The 20,711-nt window shown below is 57.4% G+C and carries 19 protein-coding genes and 1 tRNA gene; 9 read left to right on the top strand and 11 right to left on the bottom strand.

What is annotated here, in order from left to right; all coding sequences use genetic code 11:
* Positions 1 to 21 precede the first annotated feature (21 nt).
* The 5 genes from PJL69_RS01435 (at position 22) to PJL69_RS01415 (ending at position 4,032) form a co-directional block, all read left to right on the top strand.
* Positions 22 to 996, top strand: coding sequence for a beta-ketoacyl-ACP synthase III (locus tag PJL69_RS01435; protein WP_209097462.1), 975 nt, complete (start codon positions 22 to 24; stop codon positions 994 to 996).
* Between the two features lie 120 nt (positions 997 to 1,116).
* Complete coding sequence (gene ihfA / locus PJL69_RS01430; RefSeq protein WP_209097463.1) at positions 1,117 to 1,419, top strand: integration host factor subunit alpha; 303 nt, start codon at positions 1,117 to 1,119, stop codon at positions 1,417 to 1,419.
* A 14-nt stretch (positions 1,420 to 1,433) separates the two neighbouring features.
* Positions 1,434 to 2,747 carry a MerR family transcriptional regulator gene (locus tag PJL69_RS01425; protein WP_271308068.1) on the top strand — a complete coding sequence of 438 codons (1,314 nt, stop codon included), beginning with the start codon at positions 1,434 to 1,436 and terminating at the stop codon, positions 2,745 to 2,747.
* Between the two features lie 73 nt (positions 2,748 to 2,820).
* Positions 2,821 to 2,897 (top strand) — tRNA-Pro (locus tag PJL69_RS01420).
* Positions 2,898 to 2,955: 58 nt separating this feature from the next.
* On the top strand, positions 2,956 to 4,032 hold the full coding sequence (locus PJL69_RS01415) for a 2'-deoxycytidine 5'-triphosphate deaminase (RefSeq protein WP_271308067.1): 1,077 nt from the start codon (positions 2,956 to 2,958) through the stop codon (positions 4,030 to 4,032).
* Positions 4,033 to 4,063: 31 nt separating this feature from the next.
* On the opposite strand, the gene PJL69_RS01410 is transcribed toward PJL69_RS01415, so the two are convergent.
* The 7 genes from PJL69_RS01410 to PJL69_RS01380 form a co-directional block, all read right to left on the bottom strand.
* Entirely contained in the window at positions 4,064 to 4,288 is a 225-nt protein-coding gene (locus tag PJL69_RS01410) for a hypothetical protein (protein ID WP_271308066.1), read from the bottom strand.
* A gap of 86 nt (positions 4,289 to 4,374) precedes the next feature.
* Positions 4,375 to 5,061 carry an SMC-Scp complex subunit ScpB gene (gene scpB / locus PJL69_RS01405; protein ID WP_271308065.1) on the bottom strand — a complete coding sequence of 229 codons (687 nt, stop codon included), beginning with the start codon at positions 5,059 to 5,061 and terminating at the stop codon, positions 4,375 to 4,377.
* Positions 5,054 to 5,866 carry a segregation and condensation protein A gene (locus tag PJL69_RS01400; RefSeq protein ID WP_271308064.1) on the bottom strand — a complete coding sequence of 271 codons (813 nt, stop codon included), beginning with the start codon at positions 5,864 to 5,866 and terminating at the stop codon, positions 5,054 to 5,056. Before PJL69_RS01400 ends, scpB begins: the two co-directional genes overlap by 8 nt.
* 12 nt (positions 5,867 to 5,878) lie before the next feature.
* Positions 5,879 to 6,862 carry a beta-N-acetylhexosaminidase gene (nagZ, locus tag PJL69_RS01395; RefSeq protein ID WP_271308063.1) on the bottom strand — a complete coding sequence of 328 codons (984 nt, stop codon included), beginning with the start codon at positions 6,860 to 6,862 and terminating at the stop codon, positions 5,879 to 5,881.
* The gene (locus tag PJL69_RS01390) at positions 6,859 to 7,875 is read right to left on the bottom strand and encodes an SPOR domain-containing protein (protein WP_271308062.1); all 1,017 of its coding nucleotides are present in this window, start codon (positions 7,873 to 7,875) and stop codon (positions 6,859 to 6,861) included. Before PJL69_RS01390 ends, nagZ begins: the two co-directional genes overlap by 4 nt.
* Before the next feature lie 91 nt (positions 7,876 to 7,966).
* Positions 7,967 to 9,712: an arginine--tRNA ligase gene (gene argS / locus PJL69_RS01385; RefSeq protein WP_271308061.1), complete on the bottom strand. Its 1,746-nt coding sequence runs from the start codon at positions 9,710 to 9,712 to the stop codon at positions 7,967 to 7,969.
* A 74-nt stretch (positions 9,713 to 9,786) separates the two neighbouring features.
* Complete coding sequence (locus PJL69_RS01380) at positions 9,787 to 10,926, bottom strand: deoxyguanosinetriphosphate triphosphohydrolase (RefSeq protein WP_271308060.1); 1,140 nt, start codon at positions 10,924 to 10,926, stop codon at positions 9,787 to 9,789.
* 93 nt (positions 10,927 to 11,019) lie between these two features.
* Here PJL69_RS01380 and PJL69_RS01375 point away from each other — a divergent pair, with 93 nt between their 5' ends.
* Complete coding sequence (locus tag PJL69_RS01375) at positions 11,020 to 11,343, top strand: HesB/IscA family protein (RefSeq protein ID WP_209097472.1); 324 nt, start codon at positions 11,020 to 11,022, stop codon at positions 11,341 to 11,343.
* A gap of 31 nt (positions 11,344 to 11,374) precedes the next feature.
* Here PJL69_RS01375 and PJL69_RS01370 read toward each other — a convergent pair whose 3' ends face one another.
* On the bottom strand, positions 11,375 to 12,274 hold the full coding sequence (locus PJL69_RS01370; protein ID WP_271308059.1) for a DMT family transporter: 900 nt from the start codon (positions 12,272 to 12,274) through the stop codon (positions 11,375 to 11,377).
* Between the two features lie 183 nt (positions 12,275 to 12,457).
* Between PJL69_RS01370 and xth the strand changes: the two genes are divergently transcribed.
* Positions 12,458 to 13,237 (top strand): exodeoxyribonuclease III, encoded by a 780-nt coding sequence (gene xth, locus PJL69_RS01365; RefSeq protein WP_271308058.1) that lies wholly within the window; start codon positions 12,458 to 12,460, stop codon positions 13,235 to 13,237.
* A gap of 83 nt (positions 13,238 to 13,320) precedes the next feature.
* Here xth and PJL69_RS01360 read toward each other — a convergent pair whose 3' ends face one another.
* A complete protein-coding gene (locus tag PJL69_RS01360; protein ID WP_333781857.1) occupies positions 13,321 to 13,986 on the bottom strand; it encodes an arylesterase in 666 nt (221 codons plus the stop codon).
* A 15-nt stretch (positions 13,987 to 14,001) separates the two neighbouring features.
* Here PJL69_RS01360 and PJL69_RS01355 point away from each other — a divergent pair, with 15 nt between their 5' ends.
* Together PJL69_RS01355 and PJL69_RS01350 are read left to right on the top strand one after the other, a co-directional pair.
* Positions 14,002 to 14,709 (top strand): ABC transporter ATP-binding protein, encoded by a 708-nt coding sequence (locus PJL69_RS01355; protein WP_271308057.1) that lies wholly within the window; start codon positions 14,002 to 14,004, stop codon positions 14,707 to 14,709.
* Positions 14,706 to 17,231, top strand: a complete 2,526-nt coding sequence (locus tag PJL69_RS01350; protein WP_271308056.1) for an ABC transporter permease — start codon at positions 14,706 to 14,708, stop codon at positions 17,229 to 17,231. Before PJL69_RS01355 ends, PJL69_RS01350 begins: the two co-directional genes overlap by 4 nt.
* 89 nt (positions 17,232 to 17,320) lie before the next feature.
* Here PJL69_RS01350 and gcvP read toward each other — a convergent pair whose 3' ends face one another.
* Positions 17,321 to 20,170, bottom strand: a complete 2,850-nt coding sequence (gcvP, locus tag PJL69_RS01345; protein ID WP_271308957.1) for an aminomethyl-transferring glycine dehydrogenase — start codon at positions 20,168 to 20,170, stop codon at positions 17,321 to 17,323.
* Positions 20,171 to 20,341: 171 nt separating this feature from the next.
* A complete protein-coding gene (gene gcvH / locus PJL69_RS01340; RefSeq protein ID WP_271308055.1) occupies positions 20,342 to 20,701 on the bottom strand; it encodes a glycine cleavage system protein GcvH in 360 nt (119 codons plus the stop codon).
* Between the last annotated feature and the right edge of the window lie 10 nt (positions 20,702 to 20,711).

The raw sequence follows: 20,711 nt of genomic DNA, 5'->3' as shown, positions 1-20,711 counted from the left end.
ATAACTTAGCAAGGCACAAAAATGACAACGCGCGCCGTGGTTCTGGGTGTAGGCCACTACTTACCGGAACGGGTCGTTCCAAACGCTGAGTTTGAAAAAACCCTTGATACGTCAGATGAATGGATTCGCACGCGCTCGGGCATTGAGCGCCGCCATTTTGCAGCTGACGATCAGACAACGTCTGATTTGGGCAGCCTTGCGGCAAAAGCTGCACTGAAGAGTGCTGGGCTTGAAGCCAACGATCTTGATGCCATTGTAGTGGCAACTTCGACCCCTGATCTCACCTTTCCTTCAGTCGCCACCATGGTGCAGCAAAAAATCGGCATGACGCGTGGCTTTGCGTTTGACGTTCAGGCTGTGTGCGCTGGTTTTGTCTTTGCCCTCACCAATGCCAATGCGCTGATCGTTTCTGGTCAGGCGAAACGCGTGATGGTGATTGGCGCGGAAACCTTCAGCCGGATCATGGATTGGACTGACCGCGCGACTTGCGTGCTGTTTGGTGATGGCGCAGGTGCGCTTATCCTTGAAGCCCAAGACGGCACTGGTGAAGCCTCTGACCGCGGTATTCTCAGCGCAGATCTCAACTCAGACGGTCAGTACCGGGACATGCTCTATGTGGATGGCGGCGTCTCTACGTCTGGTGAGGCTGGCAAACTGCGCATGCAGGGCAATGCCCTCTTCCGCCAGGCCGTGGAAAAACTGACTTTCACAGCCCAAAACGCGCTCGATAAAATTGGCGTAGGGCACGACGATGTAGCATGGATTGTGCCGCATCAGGCCAATATTCGCATTATTCAAGGCACAGCCAAGAAACTTGGCATCCCGATGGATCGTGTGATTGTGACAGTACAGGACCACGGCAACACATCTGCGGCCTCGATACCTCTGGCGCTATCAGTCGGCGTGGCCGAAGGCAAAATCAAGTCAGGCGACCTCATTGTCACGGAAGCAATCGGTGGCGGTTTGGCTTGGGGATCCGTCGCACTGCGCTGGTAGAAATACCGCGTAAACCTTTGTTGCATATCAAAGTTAAACGGGGCTGGCACAGCCCAAGTCATTGACTTATAAAATCCCATACCTCTATGGTTTTGAGAGATTTGGAAAAAGGGGGGACTTATGACTGGCAAGACATTGACCCGGATGGACCTGAGCGAAGCCGTGTTTCGTGAAGTGGGCCTTTCCCGAAATGATTCCTCGCAACTTGTCGAGAGTGTGCTCGCGCACATGTCAGATGCTTTGGTGCGCGGCGAGCAAGTCAAAATCTCGTCCTTTGGCACCTTCAGCGTACGTGAAAAAGCGGCACGCGTTGGCCGTAATCCCAAAACCGGCGAAGAAGTACCTATCAACCCACGCCGAGTGCTCACGTTCCGACCATCTCACCTGATGAAAGACCGCGTCGCGGCGGGCAACAAAAAATAAGAGAGTAACGTCCCATGGCGAAATCCCGGGAGGCCTTTCGCACAATCAGCGAAGTGGCGGATTGGCTGGGTGTGCAGACCCATGTTCTTAGATTCTGGGAAAGCAAGTTCTCTCAGGTAAAGCCGGTGAAACGCGCTGGTGGACGCCGGTACTATCGTCCGCAGGATATGGAGCTGCTCGGCGGCATCAAGAAACTGCTGCACGAAGACGGCATGCCGATCAAAGATGCGCAAAAATTGCTGCGCGAGATGGGCGTGAAGCACGTCTCATCGCTCTCCCAACCGGTGGACCAAGACGCGCCAGACGCCAAAGGCGCAGATATCGAAGAAACGGTTCAGCACGAGTCGGCAGAGCCCCACGCAGATGCAACCGAGGCCTCTGGCGAAACGGAGCAACCTCCGACGCTTGCTGGGACTGAAGATGCATCTCCAGATGCAGAAGACGACTCAGAAAGCTTTGCGCAAACTGAAGCGACATTTGCGTCTGTTGAGTCTCAAGCGGATGATGCGCCACAGGATGAGCAGCAGCCCCCGATCGAGTCGCAACACGACCTACCTCCGTCAGCCGATGAACAGCCTTCTGAAGAACCGGAACAAGCAGACTCTGCGGCGGATAGTCAGGGCAGTACACCACTCTTCCGCAGTGTTTCGAGCTCAGACGCGCAGCCTCATGTGGCGCCCGAAACCGAAGCAGTCACAGCCTCAGAAAGCAGTGAGCCCGTTCAAGAGGACGTCACTCAGCAGCAAGACAACGCGCCCACGGGCGATCTGTTTGACTCACTTCAAGAGCAGGAACCACTGGACGCGCAGCCTGCGTCAGAACAGGCAGAAGCCCTGCCTGCCGCTGCAACACTGACTGAAAAGTCAGAGGACGCGGCTCCAAACCTGCAGACTGAAGCCCCCGTCTCTCAAGAAGAAGCGCCCACAAACACGGCTGAGCACCCAAGTGATCCGGCTGACGCATTGCGCTCGTCTGGCAGATCCGTTGCATCTCTACAGTCTGGGTTTGAAAGTGCTGCATCAAACTCAGAACAGACACTGAGCCAAAGTGCCGAAGCGCCCACTCAAGAGGTTGTGAAGCCAAGCAGCGGCGTGTCTGGCACTCCCGCACAAACCGCGCCTGAAGAAACCGCCACGCCGTCGGCACCTGCATCGCCCCCCACCGCCAAAACAGCGGTCCCCGGCCCCGCCAAGATGTCTGAAGAAGAAGACAGCAAAGATGCGTTTTTGCGCGTGTTCACTCAGAACGTGCATATTGCGCCGCAGAATCAGTCTCGTGCAGCTGAACTTCTTGCAAAACTGGAAGCATTGCAGGCGCGGGCAAGTTAATCAGGAGAGGGTGCGAAAAGGTGCGATTTTTGACTTGCTCCCGCCCTCAATTCCGTTATGAAAAGCCCATCGTCGGGCTATGGCGCAGCCTGGTAGCGCGTCCGTCTGGGGGACGGAAGGTCGCAGGTTCGAGTCCTGCTAGCCCGACCATTCACAAACGCCCGTGTGCCGCAAGGCCCGGGCGTTTTGTATTTCCGGGAGGACCACAATGACCGGCGTATTGCCCAGCCAAACCATTGAAACCATGCTGACAAACGGAGAAATTCGCGTGTCAGAACCGGTTGTCGAAGGCCAGGTCCAACCCGCGTCGCTCGACTTGCGTCTGGGCCATGTTGCTTATCGCGTGCGCGCTTCTTTCCTTGCGGGGCAAGAACGCACCGTAGCGGAGCGGCTTAACGAGTTTGAGATGCATCGCATTGAGCTCACCGAAGGCGCTGTCTTGGAAAAAGGCTGCGTGTATGTCGTGCCTCTCATGGAAACACTGGCACTGCCAGACACTGTGCAAGCAGTTGCCAACGCCAAGAGTTCGACTGGCCGATTGGATCTGCTCACCCGTACAATCACCGACGGTGGCACCGAATTTGATCGCATTGCGGCTGGCTATGCCGGACCGCTCTATGCAGAAATCTGCCCGCGCAGTTTCTCGGTTCTTGTGCGCCCAGGGATGCGGCTCAACCAGATTCGGTTTCGCGCAGGCCAAAGCCTATTGTCTGATGCCGACCTAAGAACGTTGCACGGCCGAAGCCCTCTGGTGGATGGCGAAGCAGTGATTGATGATGGTCTTGGCTTCTCTGTGGACCTGAAGCCTGCAGAGGGCACTTTGGTGGGTTACCGCGCCAAGCCCCATACGGGTGTGATTGATCTTGAAAACATCGGTCACTATGATCCTGCGGAATATTGGGAAGAGCTGCACAGCTCTGATGGGAAGATCATCCTTGATCCGGGCGCATTCTACATTCTGGTCAGTCGCGAAGCCGTGCACATCCCGCCCGCTTATGCCGCAGAAATGGCGCCGTTCTTGGCAATGGTGGGAGAGTTTCGCGTACACTACGCAGGGTTCTTTGACCCTGGCTTTGGCCATGCCAAGGCCGGAGGGACAGGATCACGCGGCGTTCTGGAAGTCCGCTGCCATGAAGCCCCGTTCGTGCTCGAACATGGTCAGGTTGTTGGACGTTTGGTGTACGAGCGTATGGCAGACGTGCCCAGCCAACTCTACGGCGCAGGGATTGCCTCCAACTATCAAGGGCAAGGTCTGAAACTCAGCAAGCACTTTAAAGCGGCCTAAATAGGCCGCCGCAGTCGCTGCCCTCGCATGATCAGAATTTGTTGATCTTGCGCATCGCGCGCATGGCTTGTTTCGCTTGTTTTGCCCCCTGAGGATTGACCTGAGCCCCCTGCCCGTCATTGCCACCAGCAGACGCATTGTTCTTTGCCTTGCCCTGCGAATTGGACATGGCTTTAAATCCGGCGTTGATGCCGCCATTCACAAGCCGTCGAACAACCTGTCGCATGACCATATTGATAAGTTGGTTTGCGTTCATGTTACACGCTCCCTGATGCCTCGCGCCCAACATAGGCGAAAAATAAGCCGAATTTAAGACCCTCAAAACCAGTTGGCGGAATTGTGTTAGTCCTCAAACAACTCTGACTGCCCTGTCGTGGCTTCCTCTTCGTCGTCACTCTCCGACACCCCCAACGGTAAGGTGCCCGGCGGCGGGCGATTTTCCAAAAGCCCAGCGGCACGTAGCTCTTTCAACCCAGGCAAGTCTCGTGCGCTTGAGAGACCAAAGTGGTCCAGAAACGCCTGCGTAACCACAAAGGTCACCGGACGTCCCGGTGTCATCTTGCGGCGGCCAAAGCGAATCCACTCCATCTCAAGGAGTTGGTCCACCGTTCCGCGGCTGACACTCACCCCTCTGATCTCTTCGATTTCAGCACGGGTGACAGGTTGGTGATAAGCAATGATCGCCAGTGTTTCGATCGCCGCACGGGACAGCTTTCGTGTCTCAACCGTTTCTTTCTGCATAAGAAAACTGAGATCCGCCGCCGTGCGCATCGCCCAGGCATCACCAACTCTTACAACCTGAACCCCCCGCCCTTCATAACGCTTACGCAGATGCACCAGTGCTTCTGCAGCATCGCAGCCATGCGGCATGCGGTCGTTCAGTTCTTTCACAGTCACAGGTGCGGCACTCGCAAACAAAATCGCCTCACACATACGCTCCTGTTCTGCAATTGGCGGCGCTTCAAACAGGCTCTCACCCTGCGCCGCCGCGTCATTTGGCGCCGCGGTATGTTCTTCGGTCTCACTCATCCCGGCCATCTCTCCTGCGCAACTCAATCGGCGCAAAGTTGTCGCTTTGCCGAATGAACACCTTTCCTTCTTTGGCCAGTTCCAAAGAGGCCGCAAAGGTCGCCGCGGTGGCCGAACGCCGCTTCTTGGGATCATTTTCCCAACCGGTGGGCAAATAGCTCAAAATATCCGTCCACGCACCGGCAAATCCAATCAAACCGCGCATCCGCTCCAAAGCCTCCTCCATCGTAAAGACGGACTCTCGGTCCATCACAAATGGTCGGAACTCGTCTCGGGTCTTTAGCCGCGCGTATCCCTGCATAAGATCCAGAAGCGTGGCGGTAAACGTCACCTTGCGCACCCGCTCGACGCTCTCCGGGATACCGCGTGCAAAGAAATCGCGTCCCAGTCGGTCACGCGCCATCAGTTTGGCGGCGGCATCCCGCATCGCCTGAAGGCGTTCAAGCTGAAACGCAAGGTGCGCCGCCAGTTCCTCGCCGGACGGGCCTTCCTCTGTCGGATCAGGGGGCAACAACAGCCGCGATTTCAGAAAGGCCAGCCAAGCCGCCATCACCAGGTAGTCCGCTGCAAGTTCCAGCCGCAACCGCTTGGCCCGCTCCACAAAATTCAGATACTGCTGTGCAAGCTCCAGAATCGAAATCTTGCGCAGATCTACCTTCTGGGTACGTGACAAGGTCAGCAAAAGGTCGAGCGGTCCCTCAAACCCGTCCACATCCACAATCAGAGCTTCCGCCGCCATGCGTTCGGCAACGGTCATCTCTCCTGCGTCTTCAGGACCTACGTCATCAATGTCAGTTTCGGCCATCGTCTTGCCCGCTCAGAACGCTTTAAGTTCCTCGGCAAGCGCTTCAATGTCAACCGGTTGTGGCGCGCGGGTCATCTGCAAAACCGCCTCAGCCCGTGCTTGGGCCGCATCCGTCATCTCTCCACTGGCTTCAGCCACGGCCTGACGAGCCGCAAATGAGCCATTACAGTGCAGGACAGCATCGCATCCAGCCGCCAGAGACGCTCGAGACCGCTCTGCAACCGTACCGCTGAGGGCCTCCATTCCGATGTCGTCCGTCATGATCAGACCACCAAAACCGATGTCCTCACGGATCATCTGCATCACTCTGGCAGACGTTGTCGCAGGCGCATCGTGGATTGCATCAAACACAATATGTGCCGTCATCCCCATCGGCAGATCATTGAGCGCTCGGAACGGCGCAAAATCTGCCTCTAGCTCTGCCCGCTCAACTGTCACACGAGGCAAATCCAAATGGCTGTCAACAAACGCGCGCCCATGGCCCGGCATGTGTTTCACAATCGGTAGCACGCCGCCATCCATCAGACCATTGGCCACTGCGCGGCCAATCTCAGCCACCGCCTGACTGTCATCGCTATAGCAGCGATTCTTCAGAAACTTGTGGGTCTCGGGACGTGCAACATCCAACATCGGAGCGCAGTCACTGTCGATCCCAAGGCTGCGCAACTCGTGCGCAATCAAGCGATACCGCACATACATTGCACGTGCTGCATGTACGCCAGCCTGTGTAACTTGATCCAACGGTGGCAGCCACTCTGTCGCCAAAGGCGCACGCAGGCGTTGCACACGCCCGCCTTCCTGATCAATGGTGATCGGCGCATCATGCGCCACACAATCTCGCAGATCATCACAAAGCGCGCGCACCTGATCGGCGCTCTCGATATTGCGGGCAAACAGAATGAAACCAAAGGGCTTCGTGTCGCGGAAAAGCGCCTTTTCTTCTGCAGTTACACGCAGACCTTCACAGCCAGAGATGACCGCTCCAAACCGGCTCAACGGGTTGTCACCGGGATGCAATCTGCATTCTCAGCCTTCAGAGCAGAGCACAGGCGGCGCGCGTCACTCACGTTGTCAAAGCCCATAGCGCGCAGACGGTAAAACACTCTGCCGCCACTGCTGGCTTTTTGAATCACACGGGTTTTATCACCGAGATATGGCTCAAACCGGCTTTGCAGCCGCGCCCACTCCGCACTAGCAATCTCTGCGGTTTCATAAGCGCCAAGCTGCACAAGCCGCGTGCCGGCTGGAATTTCTGATGGGTCAATAGACTTCAGAACACTCCCAACCGCAGCATCAATAGCTGCAATCTGTTGCTGCCGAGGCGATGCTGACAAACCAGCGGGACGCAACACTGGGCGCAAAGATCGTTTGATGCCGCCTTGAATCTCAGGCGTCTCCACCACTTCTGGCTCTGGAGCCGTCTCTGTCACTGTCAGCGACACTTCCGTAGGATTGATGTCTGTGACCTCTGCGCCACTCAGTGGTGTTGCGCCTGCGGCAAGCTGTTCTGCCAATTCTGTGACGGAAAGAGGCTTGCTCACATCCAACGGAACCGGCGCCACGATGGGGCCAGCTGCGGCAAGGGTCAGCGCATCAGTTTCAATTAAAGACGACGGTTGGGTTGGTTTTTGCTCGGCCGCAGGCGCAGTGCGTGAAGCAACCGGCGGCGCAACTCTATCGCGCTCTGTCAACGCAATGGGTGGCGGTGCAACAATCACCTGATCCGCAGGGCCAGCTGCCCCACCATCAGCCGCAACCTCATTGACCATAAGCCCCTGATGTCCAGCCTGACGCCCACCGGGGTCGTCTGGTTGCACACGCATAGGGCCTTCCAAGGCCCGCACGACTGGCACACCACTCACATCTCGCGAAAGAATCTGGTAACCCCAGACGCCCGCACCGACCACCAATGCCACCGACATCAGCATACCAGCACGGTTGACCAAAAGGGCCGCATTCGGGGAGTCGCCCTTGGGCACGCCATGCGCACCCATTGGAAGTTCTGCCATGTTCGCCTCACTGCCCGCGTGCGGTCTCGTATCCGATACGGTGTCGCCGGGGTCGTCTTGCCTTGTCCTCAACCCCGACGAACGTGCAGCTTTAGCGCATCTCTTGCGCCGGAGTTACGCCAAGAATACCAAGACCGGCGGAAATAACAACGGCCACGGCGCGTGCGAGCGCAATTTTTGCTTGGCTTGTGGCCACTTCGCCCTCCTGGACAAAGCGCAGCGAAGTGTCTTCATTGCCTTTGTAGTAGAGCGCATGCAGCTCACCCGCCAATTCGTACAGGTAGAATGCGATGCGGTGTGGCTCATTTGTGCGCCCCGCAATCTCAACCAAACGTGGCCATTCGGCGATCTTCTTGGCCACACCAATCTCCGCCTCATGGTCGAGTTTGCTCAGATCAGCGCCAGCCAAAGTGGCATCGTCTGCTGTGATCCCTGCTGAGGCCGCATTCTTTAGAACCGAGCACACCCGCGCATGCGCATATTGCACATAGAACACCGGATTGTCCTTGGATTGCTCCAGCACCTTATCAAAGTCAAAATCCAGCGGCGCATCGTTCTTGCGGGTCAGCATCACAAAGCGGGTCACATCTGGCCCCACCTGATCCACCACGTCACGCAGGGTGATGAACGTCCCTGCCCGCTTGGACATTTTGAACGGCTCACCGTTTTTGAAGAGCTTCACAAGCTGAGTAAGCTTAATATCCAGCGGCACCTGACCGTCAGACAGCGCAGAAACCGCCGCCTTCATGCGTTTCACATAGCCGCCATGGTCCGCACCAAAAACATCAATCAACGCATCAAAGCCACGGGTCACCTTGTCATAGTGATAGGCGATATCGGGCGCAAAATAGGTCCAGCTGCCATCAGATTTCTTCACCGGGCGGTCGACATCATCGCCATGATCGGTGGAACGGAACAGGGTTTGCTCGCGCGGCTCCCAGTCTTCAGGCTTTTTGCCTTTTGGTGGCTCCAGCACGCCTTCGTAGATCAGGCCTTTGCCCTCAAGCTCCGCCAAAGCGCTCTCGATCCGACCTGTGCCATAGAGCGACTTTTCGGAGTAAAACTTGTCCATGGTCACGCCCAGCGCCTTAAGGTCAGCGCGGATCAGATCCATCATGGCTTCTGTGGCATACTCACGAATTTCGGCAAGCCAAACGTCTTCGCCTTTGTCGAGATAGGCGTCGCCCACCTTTTCTTTCAGCGCCTCGCCAACCGGGATCAGGTAGTCACCGGGATAAGTGCCATCCTCAAACGCCACTTCCTGGCCATGGGCTTCTTGGTAGCGCAGGTACACAGACCGTGCGAGCACATCGACCTGCGCGCCGCCGTCGTTGATGTAGTATTCGCGGGTCACGTCATAACCGACAAAATCCAGAAGGCTCGCCAGCGCATCGCCAAACACTGCACCCCGGGTGTGTCCAACGTGCAGGGGACCGGTTGGGTTGGCAGACACATACTCTACATTGACCTTCTTGCCCGCTCCCATGGTGGAACGCCCAAAATCCGTACCACCTTCAAGCGCGGCTTTGACAACATTCTGCCAGAGCACAGGCGCAAGGCGCAGGTTCAAAAAGCCGGGACCAGCCACCTCGGCCACGTCAACACGCGCATCATCTGCCAACTTGCCAGCCAGCACTTCCGCAATGTCGCGCGGCTTCATCTTGGCTGGTTTCGCCAGCACCATGGCAGCATTGGTTGCCATGTCACCATGCAGCGCATCGCGTGGCGGCTCTACAGCTACGTTTTTAAAATCGAGCCCTTCGGGCAATGCGCCCTCGGCTTGCATCGCTTCCAGCGCGTCAATCACCAGCGCGCGGATTTCGGAAAACAGGTTCATCAGACCGTCCTATACATGTCTTTGGTCTTGGCAGATTGCTGCGTGGTTTATCACCACAGTCTGCCACGTCAACGTCACTTGCCCAGAAGGCGCGCATGTTGCTGGAGTGCGTAGCGATCCGTCATACCGGAAATGTAATCCGAAACCATACGCGCCACAGCTATCTCATCCCCACATCGTCGAAGATCATCATGCCAGCGCGTGGGCAATAGGTCAGGCTGCTTAAGATACAGCGGGAACAGCTCTTCGACCACAACTGTCACCTCCTCGCGCATCTTCACCACCGAAGGCGCGCGGTACATCCGGCTGAACAGAAAGGCGCGGATCTTTTTGAGGTCAGCCCACAGTTCTGCGGAGAACTGCACCACAGGCCGCCCGCAGGCACGAAGCTCTTCCACAGACTGCACACCGACCTCTTCCAAAGCCGCGCGAGAGGTCGCGATCACATCACTGACCATCACCCCAAACACGCGGCGCAGCGCCTCATGCCGTCGTCGGATGGCCTCCAGCCCCGGATAAGCCTTATCCACATCCGCAAAAGCATCCCCGACAATCGGCAGAGCGCAGATTTCTTCTTCGGTGAAAAGCCCAGCGCGCAGGCCATCATGCAGATCATGATTGTTATAAGCTACATCATCCGCCAACGCCGCGACCTGCGCCTCGGCACTTGCATGGGTGTGCAGCTCAAGATCATGCAGCGCGTTGTAGTCCGCCAGCGCATAAGGCAGATCCCCCACAACGGGACCATTGTGCTTGGCAATACCTTCAAGGGTTTCCCACGTCAGGTTCAACCCATCGAATTCTGCATAATGCCGCTCAAGCGAAGATACGATCCGCACCGCTTGGGCGTTGTGGTCAAAGCCCCCGTAAGGCTGCATCAGCGCATCAAGCGCATCTTCGCCCGTATGTCCAAAAGGCGTGTGACCAAGATCATGCGCCAGTGCGATGGCTTCAGTGATCTCCTGATTGAGCCCCAAAGCCCCGGCAATCGTGCGCGCCACCTGCGCCACCTCAATAGAATGAGTCAGTCGCGTGCGGAAATAGTCGCCCTCGTGCTCCACAAAAACTTGAGTCTTGTGCTTAAGCCGCCGAAAGGCGCTTGCGTGAATAATCCTGTCCCGATCCCGTTGAAAACACGATCGAAAGCTGCTCTCCTCCTCCGGAATGCGCCGTCCCCGCGCACGTGCCGGATCTGAGGCATAGGGCGCATACATGTGCGTGGTCCTTGTAGCCTGTCCTTCGCTTTTCTATATTGGGTTTTACGCCTGCTTTGAACCGGGCAAATCGTGCGAATAGGACAAAAAATCATGCAGTTGCCGCCGAAAGTGACCGAAAGAGCCTTCGAAAGACTCGCAGAAATCGGTGCCGCCGATCAGGGCCAGGCCCTGCGCGTGGCTGTTGAAGGCGGCGGATGTTCTGGTTTTCAGTATGAAATCAAGCTGGACACCCCCAAGGAGGACGACCTTGTTTTAGAAGGCAGCGGCGAAAAAGTTCTGGTAGACAGCGTCTCCCTGCCGTTTCTGGCAGATGCGGTGATTGATTTCTCCGAAGAGCTGATCGGCGCAAGATTTGTGATCAACAATCCCAACGCCACCAGCTCCTGCGGCTGCGGCACCAGCTTCTCGATGTAAGCGGCTGGTTTCCATAGGGTGGCAGTGGACTCTACTGTGCAGACGGGTAGCGCTCTCTGTATTCAGGGGTAATATCCCACATCAGCACAAGCCCACTGGCGACAATGAGGACCCCGCCAAGCAAAACTTGCCCTGTAATCGGATCGCCAAAAACCACAGCGCCAATGATCAATGCCCAGATAAACTGAATGTTCATAAGCGGTGTGACAACGAAAACTGGAAGCAGCGTCAGCGCCGCAACGCATAAAACACGTGCGCAGAAAACTGCAGCACCATATGCACACACCCAAATGATATCGCCAATTGGCATGGGCAAAAATCCAAAAGGCAGCACGACCAACATGCCACAGCCTACTGCAAGATTGGGCCAAAACACCTGCGCGAGACAGCTACGATCTTCTCTGGTCATGCGCCGCGCAACCACCAAAGAAACCGCTCCCAGCCCACATCCTAAAATCGCAGAAACGTGACCGACACCCAGTATAGTATTTTGTTGAAAAAATAGGCAGGTCACTCCAAGGCTTCCCACAACCAGCGCGATCCAAACAAAAGGCTGTACGGGCTCTTTCAGCAATGGACCGGACAGCAGTGCCACCAGCAGCGGCATCATACCGATAAACAAAAACATCTCGGCCAACGGCAACAAACGAAATCCGAAATAGAACGAAACGGAAGCCAAGAAACCTAACGCGCTGCGCAGAGCCATGAGCCTAGGCTGACGCGTAGACAATTTTTGGGCGACACTCTCCCCAGGCTTGCAGCAGCACCAAGCTGACACCACACTGAAACCAGCGACAAGAAATCCAGCCAAAGCAAAAAACTGTGCGGGTGGATATTCTTGCGCGATGAGCTTGGTGAGTGAGTCTGCGCCGGTAATCGCAATCGAATAAGCAAAAACCGCTGCGCCCCCCAGTAAACGTATACGATCCAATGCTAAAATCCAGACAGATCACATCAACATAAAACGGAAAATACTATAAGGTGATTTATTGTAACATGAATCTCTCATAGCATGTGCGTTAAACGATGTCCATTTTCGCGCTTGCTGTGCTCCACTCAGCGTGGGTAGATAGCGCGACACATCCGGATCGCCATAGCGAACAAAGGACAGCCCATGAAAATCGCCACATTCAACATCAACGGCATCAAGGCGCGCATTGAAACCCTGCCCCGCTGGCTGGATGAAGCGCAACCTGACGTGGCGATCCTGCAGGAAATCAAATCCGTCGATGAAGCGTTCCCGCGCGAGATCTTTGAAGAGCGCGGCTATCAGGTCGAAACCCATGGTCAGAAGAGCTTCAACGGTGTTGCCATCCTGTCCAAACTCCCGCTCGAAGATGTCACCCGCGGCCTGCCCGGAGACGACAGCGACGAACAGGCCCGCTACATCGAAGCGACGGTGATGGGCGAAACGCCGATCCGCATCTGCGGTCTCTACCTGCCCAATGGCAACCCAACGCCGGGCCCCAAGTACGACTATAAACTCGCTTGGATGGAGCGTCTGCAATCCCGTGCCGAAGAGCTCCTCGCAACGGAAGAGCCTTTCCTCATGGCGGGCGACTACAACATCATCCCACAAGATGAAGACGCCGCCAAACCCGAGGACTGGCAGGAAGACGCGCTCGCCCGCCCCGAAAGCCGCGCCGCCTACCGTCGCCTTGTAAACCTCGGCCTGACGGAGGCGTTCCGCGCCCGCAATTCTGCATCAGGCATGTATTCCTTCTGGGACTACCAAGCCGGCGCATGGAACCGCAACAACGGCATCCGCATCGACCACTTCCTGCTCAGCCCGCAATGTGCGGATCTCTTGCAGGATTGCCAAATCGACAAAGAAGAGCGCGGCCGCTCCAAGCCCTCAGATCACGTACCGGTGTGGATTGATCTCGCGGCCTGAAACCCTTGGCAAGCCGGTGCGTTGCAAGGCGCACCAGCCGCGACATACAATCATTTGCCAATGATCGCTTAGGCAAGCACGACTTATTCCTGCATCTGCTCGAGCATCTCAACGACATAGGCCCCCAAGACAGGCACGATCTGCGCCACCCCTTCCGCATTGGGATGTATCCCATCTGGCTGCATAAGCGCGCGGAGTTGATCCTCGGGCAAATCTCGGATCGCTGCGAAAAAGTCAGGCGCAAGCGTCACATTGTAGTCTGCGGCCAACGCCCCATACAGACTGTCAAACTCCTGCTTGTAGTCCGCGCCAAAGTTCATTGGCGCTTGCACCCCAATCAGCATCACATCTACGTCTGCGGCCTGCCCAGCTTCGACGATCCCTGCCAGATTGGCCTTACTCACTGCCGGATCGATCCCGCGCAGCGCATCATTGCCCCCCAGTGACACAATCATCGCATCGACGTCCGGCCCCAAAGTCCACCCAACGCGCGACAAGCCACCCTGCGTGGTGTCACCAGACACGCCTGCGTTCTGCAGTTTCACATCATGACCTTGCGCGACCAGCCATGCTTCAAGCTGCGGCACAAACCCTGTGCCCTGCGCCACGCCGTACCCATGGGTCAAGCTGTCTCCCAATGCAGCAATCACGACAGTCTCTGCGTTTGCCGCTGAGACGCCTAAAATGCTGAATGCCAATGCCTTGCCCGACAGCGACACAGCCCCATATAGGGAAGAATAAACTTTCAACAGGCGGCCTCCGACATGTCATCCATACTCTCCCTTAAAGATGCGACTTTAGCGCTGGATAGCAATGCCGGACGGATAGAAATTCTGCACGGTATCTCTCTTGATGTGGCCGCAGGAGAAACACTGGCGCTTGTTGGCCCCTCAGGCTCAGGGAAATCTTCGCTCCTCATGCTTATGGGGGGGCTCGAGCGCGCCACATCCGGTCAAATTATGGCGCTGGATCACGATCTCTCCGCCATGGATGAAGATGCGCTCGCACGCTTCCGCCGTGAAAACATGGGCGTGGTGTTCCAAAACTTCCATTTGATCCCCACGATGACGGCACTGGAAAACGTCGCCACCCCTCTGGAACTCGCAGGTCGCAGCGATGCGCAAGAGCGCGCCCGCGCGGAGCTTGAGGCCGTTGGCCTTGCCCACCGTGCGGATCACTATCCAAGCCAGATGTCAGGCGGTGAGCAGCAACGCGTGGCGCTCGCCCGCGCCTGTGCACCGTCTCCCCGCCTGCTGCTTGCTGATGAGCCAACCGGAAACCTCGATCAGGCAACTGGCGAAACCATTATGGATCTGCTCTTTGATCTGCATGCCAAACGCGACACCACACTGATTATGGTCACGCACTCAAACAGCCTGGCTGCGCGTTGTGAGCGCGTCGTGCGTTTGCGTGACGGGCAACTGGACAATGAAACACATCTGACCTCCGTCGCGACAGAGGCCCGCGCATGAGCCTGTCAGCCGCAACGCGCATCGCGCGTCGGGAAATTCGGGGCGGCCTGCGCGGCTTCACCGTGTTCCTCGCTTGCCTGATCCTTGGCGTCGCCACCATTGCCGCCATCGGCTCTGTCCGCAGCGCCATCCAGACCGGTCTCAGCACAGAGGGTGCGACCCTCTTGGGCGGGGATGCGGAGATGAGCTTCACCTACCGCCGCGCCACCGAGAAAGAGCGCGCGTGGATGGCTGAAAACACCACAGCCACCTCTGAAATCATTGATTTCCGCTCCATGGTGGTCGTACCACGCGAAGGCGGGACCGAACGCGCCTTGGCACAAGTCAAATCTGTCGACACCGCCTATCCGTTGGTTGGTGCGGTTGCACTGTCGCCAGACATCTCGCTTGAGGATGCGCTGAAGGGCCAAGACAACCTCCCCGGCGCCGTGTTGCATGGCCTGCTGGCCGATCGACTCGCGCTCTCCCCCGGAAACACCTTCCAACTGGGGTCTCAGCGCTTTGTCTACATGGCCCGCCTCGTGCGTGAGCCTGACACGGGTGATGGCTTCTCCTTCGCCCCCCGCGCGCTTGTCTACACGAGCGCCCTTTCAGAAAGTGGCCTGCTCGCGCCCGGCACGCTTTTCACGTCACACTACCGGTTAAACCTGCCTGACCAAGTGGATCTCGCCGGGCTCGAAGCAGATGCCCGCGCGGCTTTTGAAACCACCGGCCTGCGTTGGCGGGACAGCCGCAACGGCGCGCCGGGCATCACGCGTTTTGTAGAGCGTTTCGGTGCGTTCCTGATCCTTGTGGGCCTTGCGGGCCTCGCAGTAGGCGGCGTTGGGATCTCCACGGCAATCCGCGCCTATCTTGCGCGTAAAACCGAAACCATCGCCACCTTGCGCAGCCTTGGAGCAGAGCGCCGCACCATCTTTCTCAGCTATTTTTTGCAGATTGGATTTGTGGCCCTCATCGGCATCACCATTGGCCTGATCCTCGGCGCGCTGCTGCCAATCCTGCTTGCCCCTCTGATTGCAGCCGTTCTCCCTTTTCCGGCCAATTTTGCCCTCTACCCGCTGCCGCTGATCGAAGCCGCGCTCTACGGCACCCTTGCAGCGGCCATCTTCACGCTCTGGCCTTTAGCACGCGTGGAAAACGTCCGCCCTAGCGCACTGTTCCGCGACCAGCTTGGGCAAACCCGCCACTGGCCTGCGGCCCGCTACATCCTCACCGTTGCCGCCCTCATAGCCCTGCTGATCGCACTGGCCAGCTGGCTTTCTGGCTCAACACGCCTCACAATCTGGTTTGCTGGCGGCGTAGCCGTTGCCATGCTTGCGCTGACAGCAGCGTCAGCAGGCCTACGAGCCCTGCTCAACCGCCTCTCCCCGCGCATGCGCCAATCCCCGCAAGTCCGCTGGGCGCTGCAATCCATCGGCCGCGCCTCAGAGGCCACAACACCCGTTGTCTTGTCCCTAGGCCTTGGCCTCAGCGTACTCGCCACAGTTGGGCAGGTGGACGGCAACCTGCGCAACGCAATTGCCAGCGATCTGCCCGATGTCGCGCCGTCTTTCTTCTTTGTGGACATTCAGCGCGATCAGATGCCGCTTCTGGAAACCGAATGGGCCAACACCCCGTCGATTCACGAAGTCGAAAATGCCCCTATGCTGCGCGGCGTGATCACCCGCATCAATGACCAACCAGCCAAAGACGTGGCGGGCGATCATTGGGTTATTCGCGGCGACCGTGGCGTGAGCTATGCCAGCGACATGCCAACGGGCACCAAACTCACCGCTGGCACGTGGTGGGATCCCACTCATGCAGGCACGCCCCAGATCAGCTTTGCCGATGAAGAAGCCGAAGAAATGGGCCTGTCGCTCGGCGACAGTATGACCATCAACATTCTCGGGCGCGATATCACCGGCACGGTGACCAGTTTCCGCGAAGTGGATTTCTCCAACGCGGGCATGGGCTTTGTCATCATCATGAACGAAGCCGCCCTTGCCGGCGCCCCGCACAGCTTCATCGCTACAGTCTATGCGGATGCCGAGAGCGAAGCAACATTGCTCAAAGACGTGTCTGAAACCTATCCCAATATCACGGCGATCCACGTGCGCGATGCCGCGCAACAAGTCTCAAACCTTGTTGCCCAACTGGCCAACGCGACCACTTATGGGGCCTCCACAATTTTGCTGACAGGTTTGCTGGTGATCTTTGGGGCCGCGGCGGCAGGTCAGTCTGCACGCACCTATGAGGCGGCTGTGCTCAAGACCCTTGGGGCGACCCGCAGTCAGATCCTCAAAAGCTTCGCATGGCGCGCCGCGCTGCTTGGTGGCGCGGCAGGTGTCGTTGCTCTCGCCGTAGGTCTGCTCGGCGGCTGGGCGGTGATGCGGTTTGTGATGGAAAGCGACTTCATCGTGATCTGGCCCAATGCACTCTCGATCCTCAACGCAGGCATCATTGCCAACCTGCTGGCCGGGCTGGTCTTTGCCTGGCCCTCACTGGCCACACGGCCTGCCCGCATCCTACGGGCACGCGACTGATCCAGAAAAGCCGGGCGCAACACCCGGCTTTTCCTCTTGCCTAAAATATCCTGGGGGAGCCCCCTTAAAGAGGGGGCGGGGCAACGCCCCTACTCCGCAGCCTCTGCATAATCATCCATGGGCGGACAGGTGCAAACCAGATTGCGGTCCCCATAGGCGTTGTCCACGCGGTTCACCGGCGGCCAGTATTTGTCCACACGGAACGCACCGGGCGGGAAGCACCCCTGCTCACGGCTGTAGGGGCGATCCCAGTCTTTCACCAGATCTTCCATCGTGTGCGGCGCATTCTTCAGCGGGTTGTTCTCCGCATCCATACGACCTTCTTCGATGTCACGGATCTCTTCACGAATGGCGAGCATCGCATCACAAAAACGATCAATCTCCGCTTTGTTTTCAGATTCCGTGGGCTCAATCATCAGCGTGCCAGCAACAGGCCAGCTCATGGTGGGCGCATGGAAGCCTGCGTCAATCAGACGTTTGGCAATATCATCCACAGTGATACCGACGCTGTCCGCAAACGGGCGGGTGTCGATGATACATTCATGCGCCACACGGCCAGTTGGGCCTTTGTAGAGCACGTCAAACGCCCCTTCGAGCCGCTTGGCGATGTAGTTCCCGTTCAGGATCGCAACACGCGTTGCCTGCGTCAGCCCTTCACCCGCCATCATCAGAACATAAGCCCAGCTGATGGGCAGGATCGACGGAGACCCAAATGGCGCAGCAGAGACAGGCCCCTCCGCGCCACCGGTGTCAGGATGGCCCGGCAGATGTGGTGCCAGATGCGCTTTCACGCCAATTGGGCCCATGCCGGGTCCGCCGCCACCGTGCGGAATGCAGAAGGTTTTGTGCAGGTTCAGGTGGCTCACGTCCCCACCAATGTCGCCCGGTCGGGACAGGCCCACCATCGCATTGAGGTTGGCCCCATCAATATAGACCTGCCCGCCAAACTCATGGGTGATGCCACAGACCTCATGCACCGTGTCTTCAAACACACCATGGGTGGATGGGTATGTGATCATACAGCCTGCAAGGTTTTCAGCGTGTTTCTCCGCCTTTTCGCGGAAGTCTGCCACGTCAATATCGCCGTTCTCCGCCGATTTCACCGGAACCACTTTCCAACCCACCATCTGCGCAGAGGCTGGGTTGGTGCCATGCGCGCTCATCGGTATCAAGCAGACATTGCGGTGCGACTCCCCACGGGACCGGTGATAGGCCGCAATGGTCAGAAGACCCGCATATTCGCCCTGCGCGCCAGAGTTTGGTTGCATGGAAATCGCGTCATACCCGGTGATCTGGCACAGACGGTCATTCAGATCTTCGATCATATGGGTGTAACCCTGCGCCTGATCTTTGGGCACAAACGGGTGCATTTGCGAAAATTCAGGCCAGCTCACCGGCATCATTTCCACCGCTGCATTCAGCTTCATCGTACAGGAGCCGAGAGGGATCATCGCACGATCCAGTGCCAGATCGCGATCCGCCAAGCGCCGCATGTAGCGCATCATCTCGGTTTCCGCACGGTTCATGTGGAAGATCGGGTGATCCAGATAGCCCGATGTGCGCAGCAGAGTCTCCGGCAGCCGATACTCAGGTGTGTAATCCTCATCCGCCTGCACGATACCAAAGGCACGCCAAACCGCTTCGATTGTATGGGGATCCGTGGTTTCATCCACCGAAATGCCAACCTTGGTCTTGCCCACTTTGCGCAGGTTGATGCCTTCCTGCACCGCATGCTGCAACACACCGCGCTGCAAAAGCCCAACGTCCACGGTCACCGTGTCAAAAAAGGAGTCCTGCTCCACAGTGAAACCTGCAGCTTCCAGCCCTTTTACAAGACGCACGGTCTTGCGATGCACACGTTGGGCAATCGCCTTGAGCCCTTTTGGCCCATGGAACACTGCATACATCGACGCCATCACCGCCAACAGCGCCTGCGCTGTGCAAACGTTGGAGTTGGCCTTTTCACGACGAATGTGCTGTTCACGGGTTTGCAGCGACAGGCGGTAGGCCCGATTGCCATGGCTGTCAATCGACACCCCAATGATCCGTCCCGGCATTGCGCGTTTGTAAGCATCCTTACAGCTCATGTAGGCGGCGTGCGGACCGCCGTAGCCAATTGGCACACCAAAGCGCTGCGTGCTGCCAACGGCGATATCTGCGCCCATGGCACCCGGCTCTTTCAGCAGCGTCAACGCCAGCGGATCCGCAACAACCACACCAATCGCTTTGGTGGCGTGCAGCGCCGTGATCTCTTTGGTGAAGTCGCGCACATGACCATGCGTGCCCGGATACTGGAAAATAGCGCCAAAGACCTTTTCAGCGTCCAAATCATCCGGATTGCCAATGATGATTTCGATGTCCAGCGGCGCCGCACGGGTCTGCATCACGGCGATATTTTGCGGATGGCAGTTTTCATCGACAAAGAAAGCCTTGGCTTTGGATTTCGACACCCGCTGCGCCATGGTCATTGCCTCGGCACACGCCGTGGATTCATCCAGCAAAGAGGCATTGGCCACTTCAAGACCTGTGAGGTCACTCACCATCGTCTGATAGTTCAGCAGCGCTTCAAGACGACCTTGCGAGATTTCGGGCTGATAAGGCGTATAGGCTGTGTACCAGGCAGGGTTTTCCAGAATGTTGCGCTGGATCGCTGGCGGCGTGACGGTGCCGTAATAACCCTGTCCGATCAGGCTGGTCAGCACTTTGTTCTTGTCCGCTGTTTCACGCATATGACGCAGTACTTCCCGCTCCGACATAGGGCGGCCAAAGTCCAGCGGCTGTTTCTGACGGATGCTCTCTGGCATCGTATCATCAATCAGCGCCTCTAAGCTGTCTGCGCCAATCACCTCCAGCATCTCGTTCATCTCTTCCGGAGACGGGCCAATGTGGCGGCGATTGGCAAAATCGTAGGGCAAGTACTCTGTGGGTTTGAAGGTCATCTTCATCTCCTCAACAATCCGCAGCAACAGGTGCGCGAAGATAAAAGTCATCAGCTGGCTCAACGGTCACCGCTGAGCCAATCAAGGTTTTACGTCGCTGTCTTGGGTCGCGGCACAAAGGAAACCTGTGCCAAATCTGGAAACGGCCGCAGGGCACATCTCCGGATGCGGTTACCCAATGAAGTCCTTGTAGGCGGCTTCGTCCATGTAGTCGTCCATCTGAGACAGGTCGGACGGTTTGATCTTGAAGAACCAAGCGCCTTCCATAGGGTCGTCATTGACCTTGCCCGGCTCATCCACGAGCGGCTCGTTCACTTCAACGATTTCCCCGTCCAAAGGTGCCAGAATGTCGCTGGCCGCCTTCACGGACTCAATCACGCAGACTTCTTCGTCTTTGGTGACTTCCGTGCCCGCCTCTGGCAGTTCCACAAACACAACATCGCCCAGCTGCTCGCTGGCGTGCTCTGTGATCCCCACCACGATCAGGTCGCCTTCTGCGCGCAGCCATTCGTGCTCTTCTGTGAATTTCATTGCTTGCTCT

This window comes from Shimia sp. MMG029 (assembly GCF_027947445.1).
Classification (GTDB): Bacteria; Pseudomonadota; Alphaproteobacteria; order Rhodobacterales; family Rhodobacteraceae; genus Shimia.
This window is presented reverse-complemented; position numbering and strand designations above follow the sequence as displayed.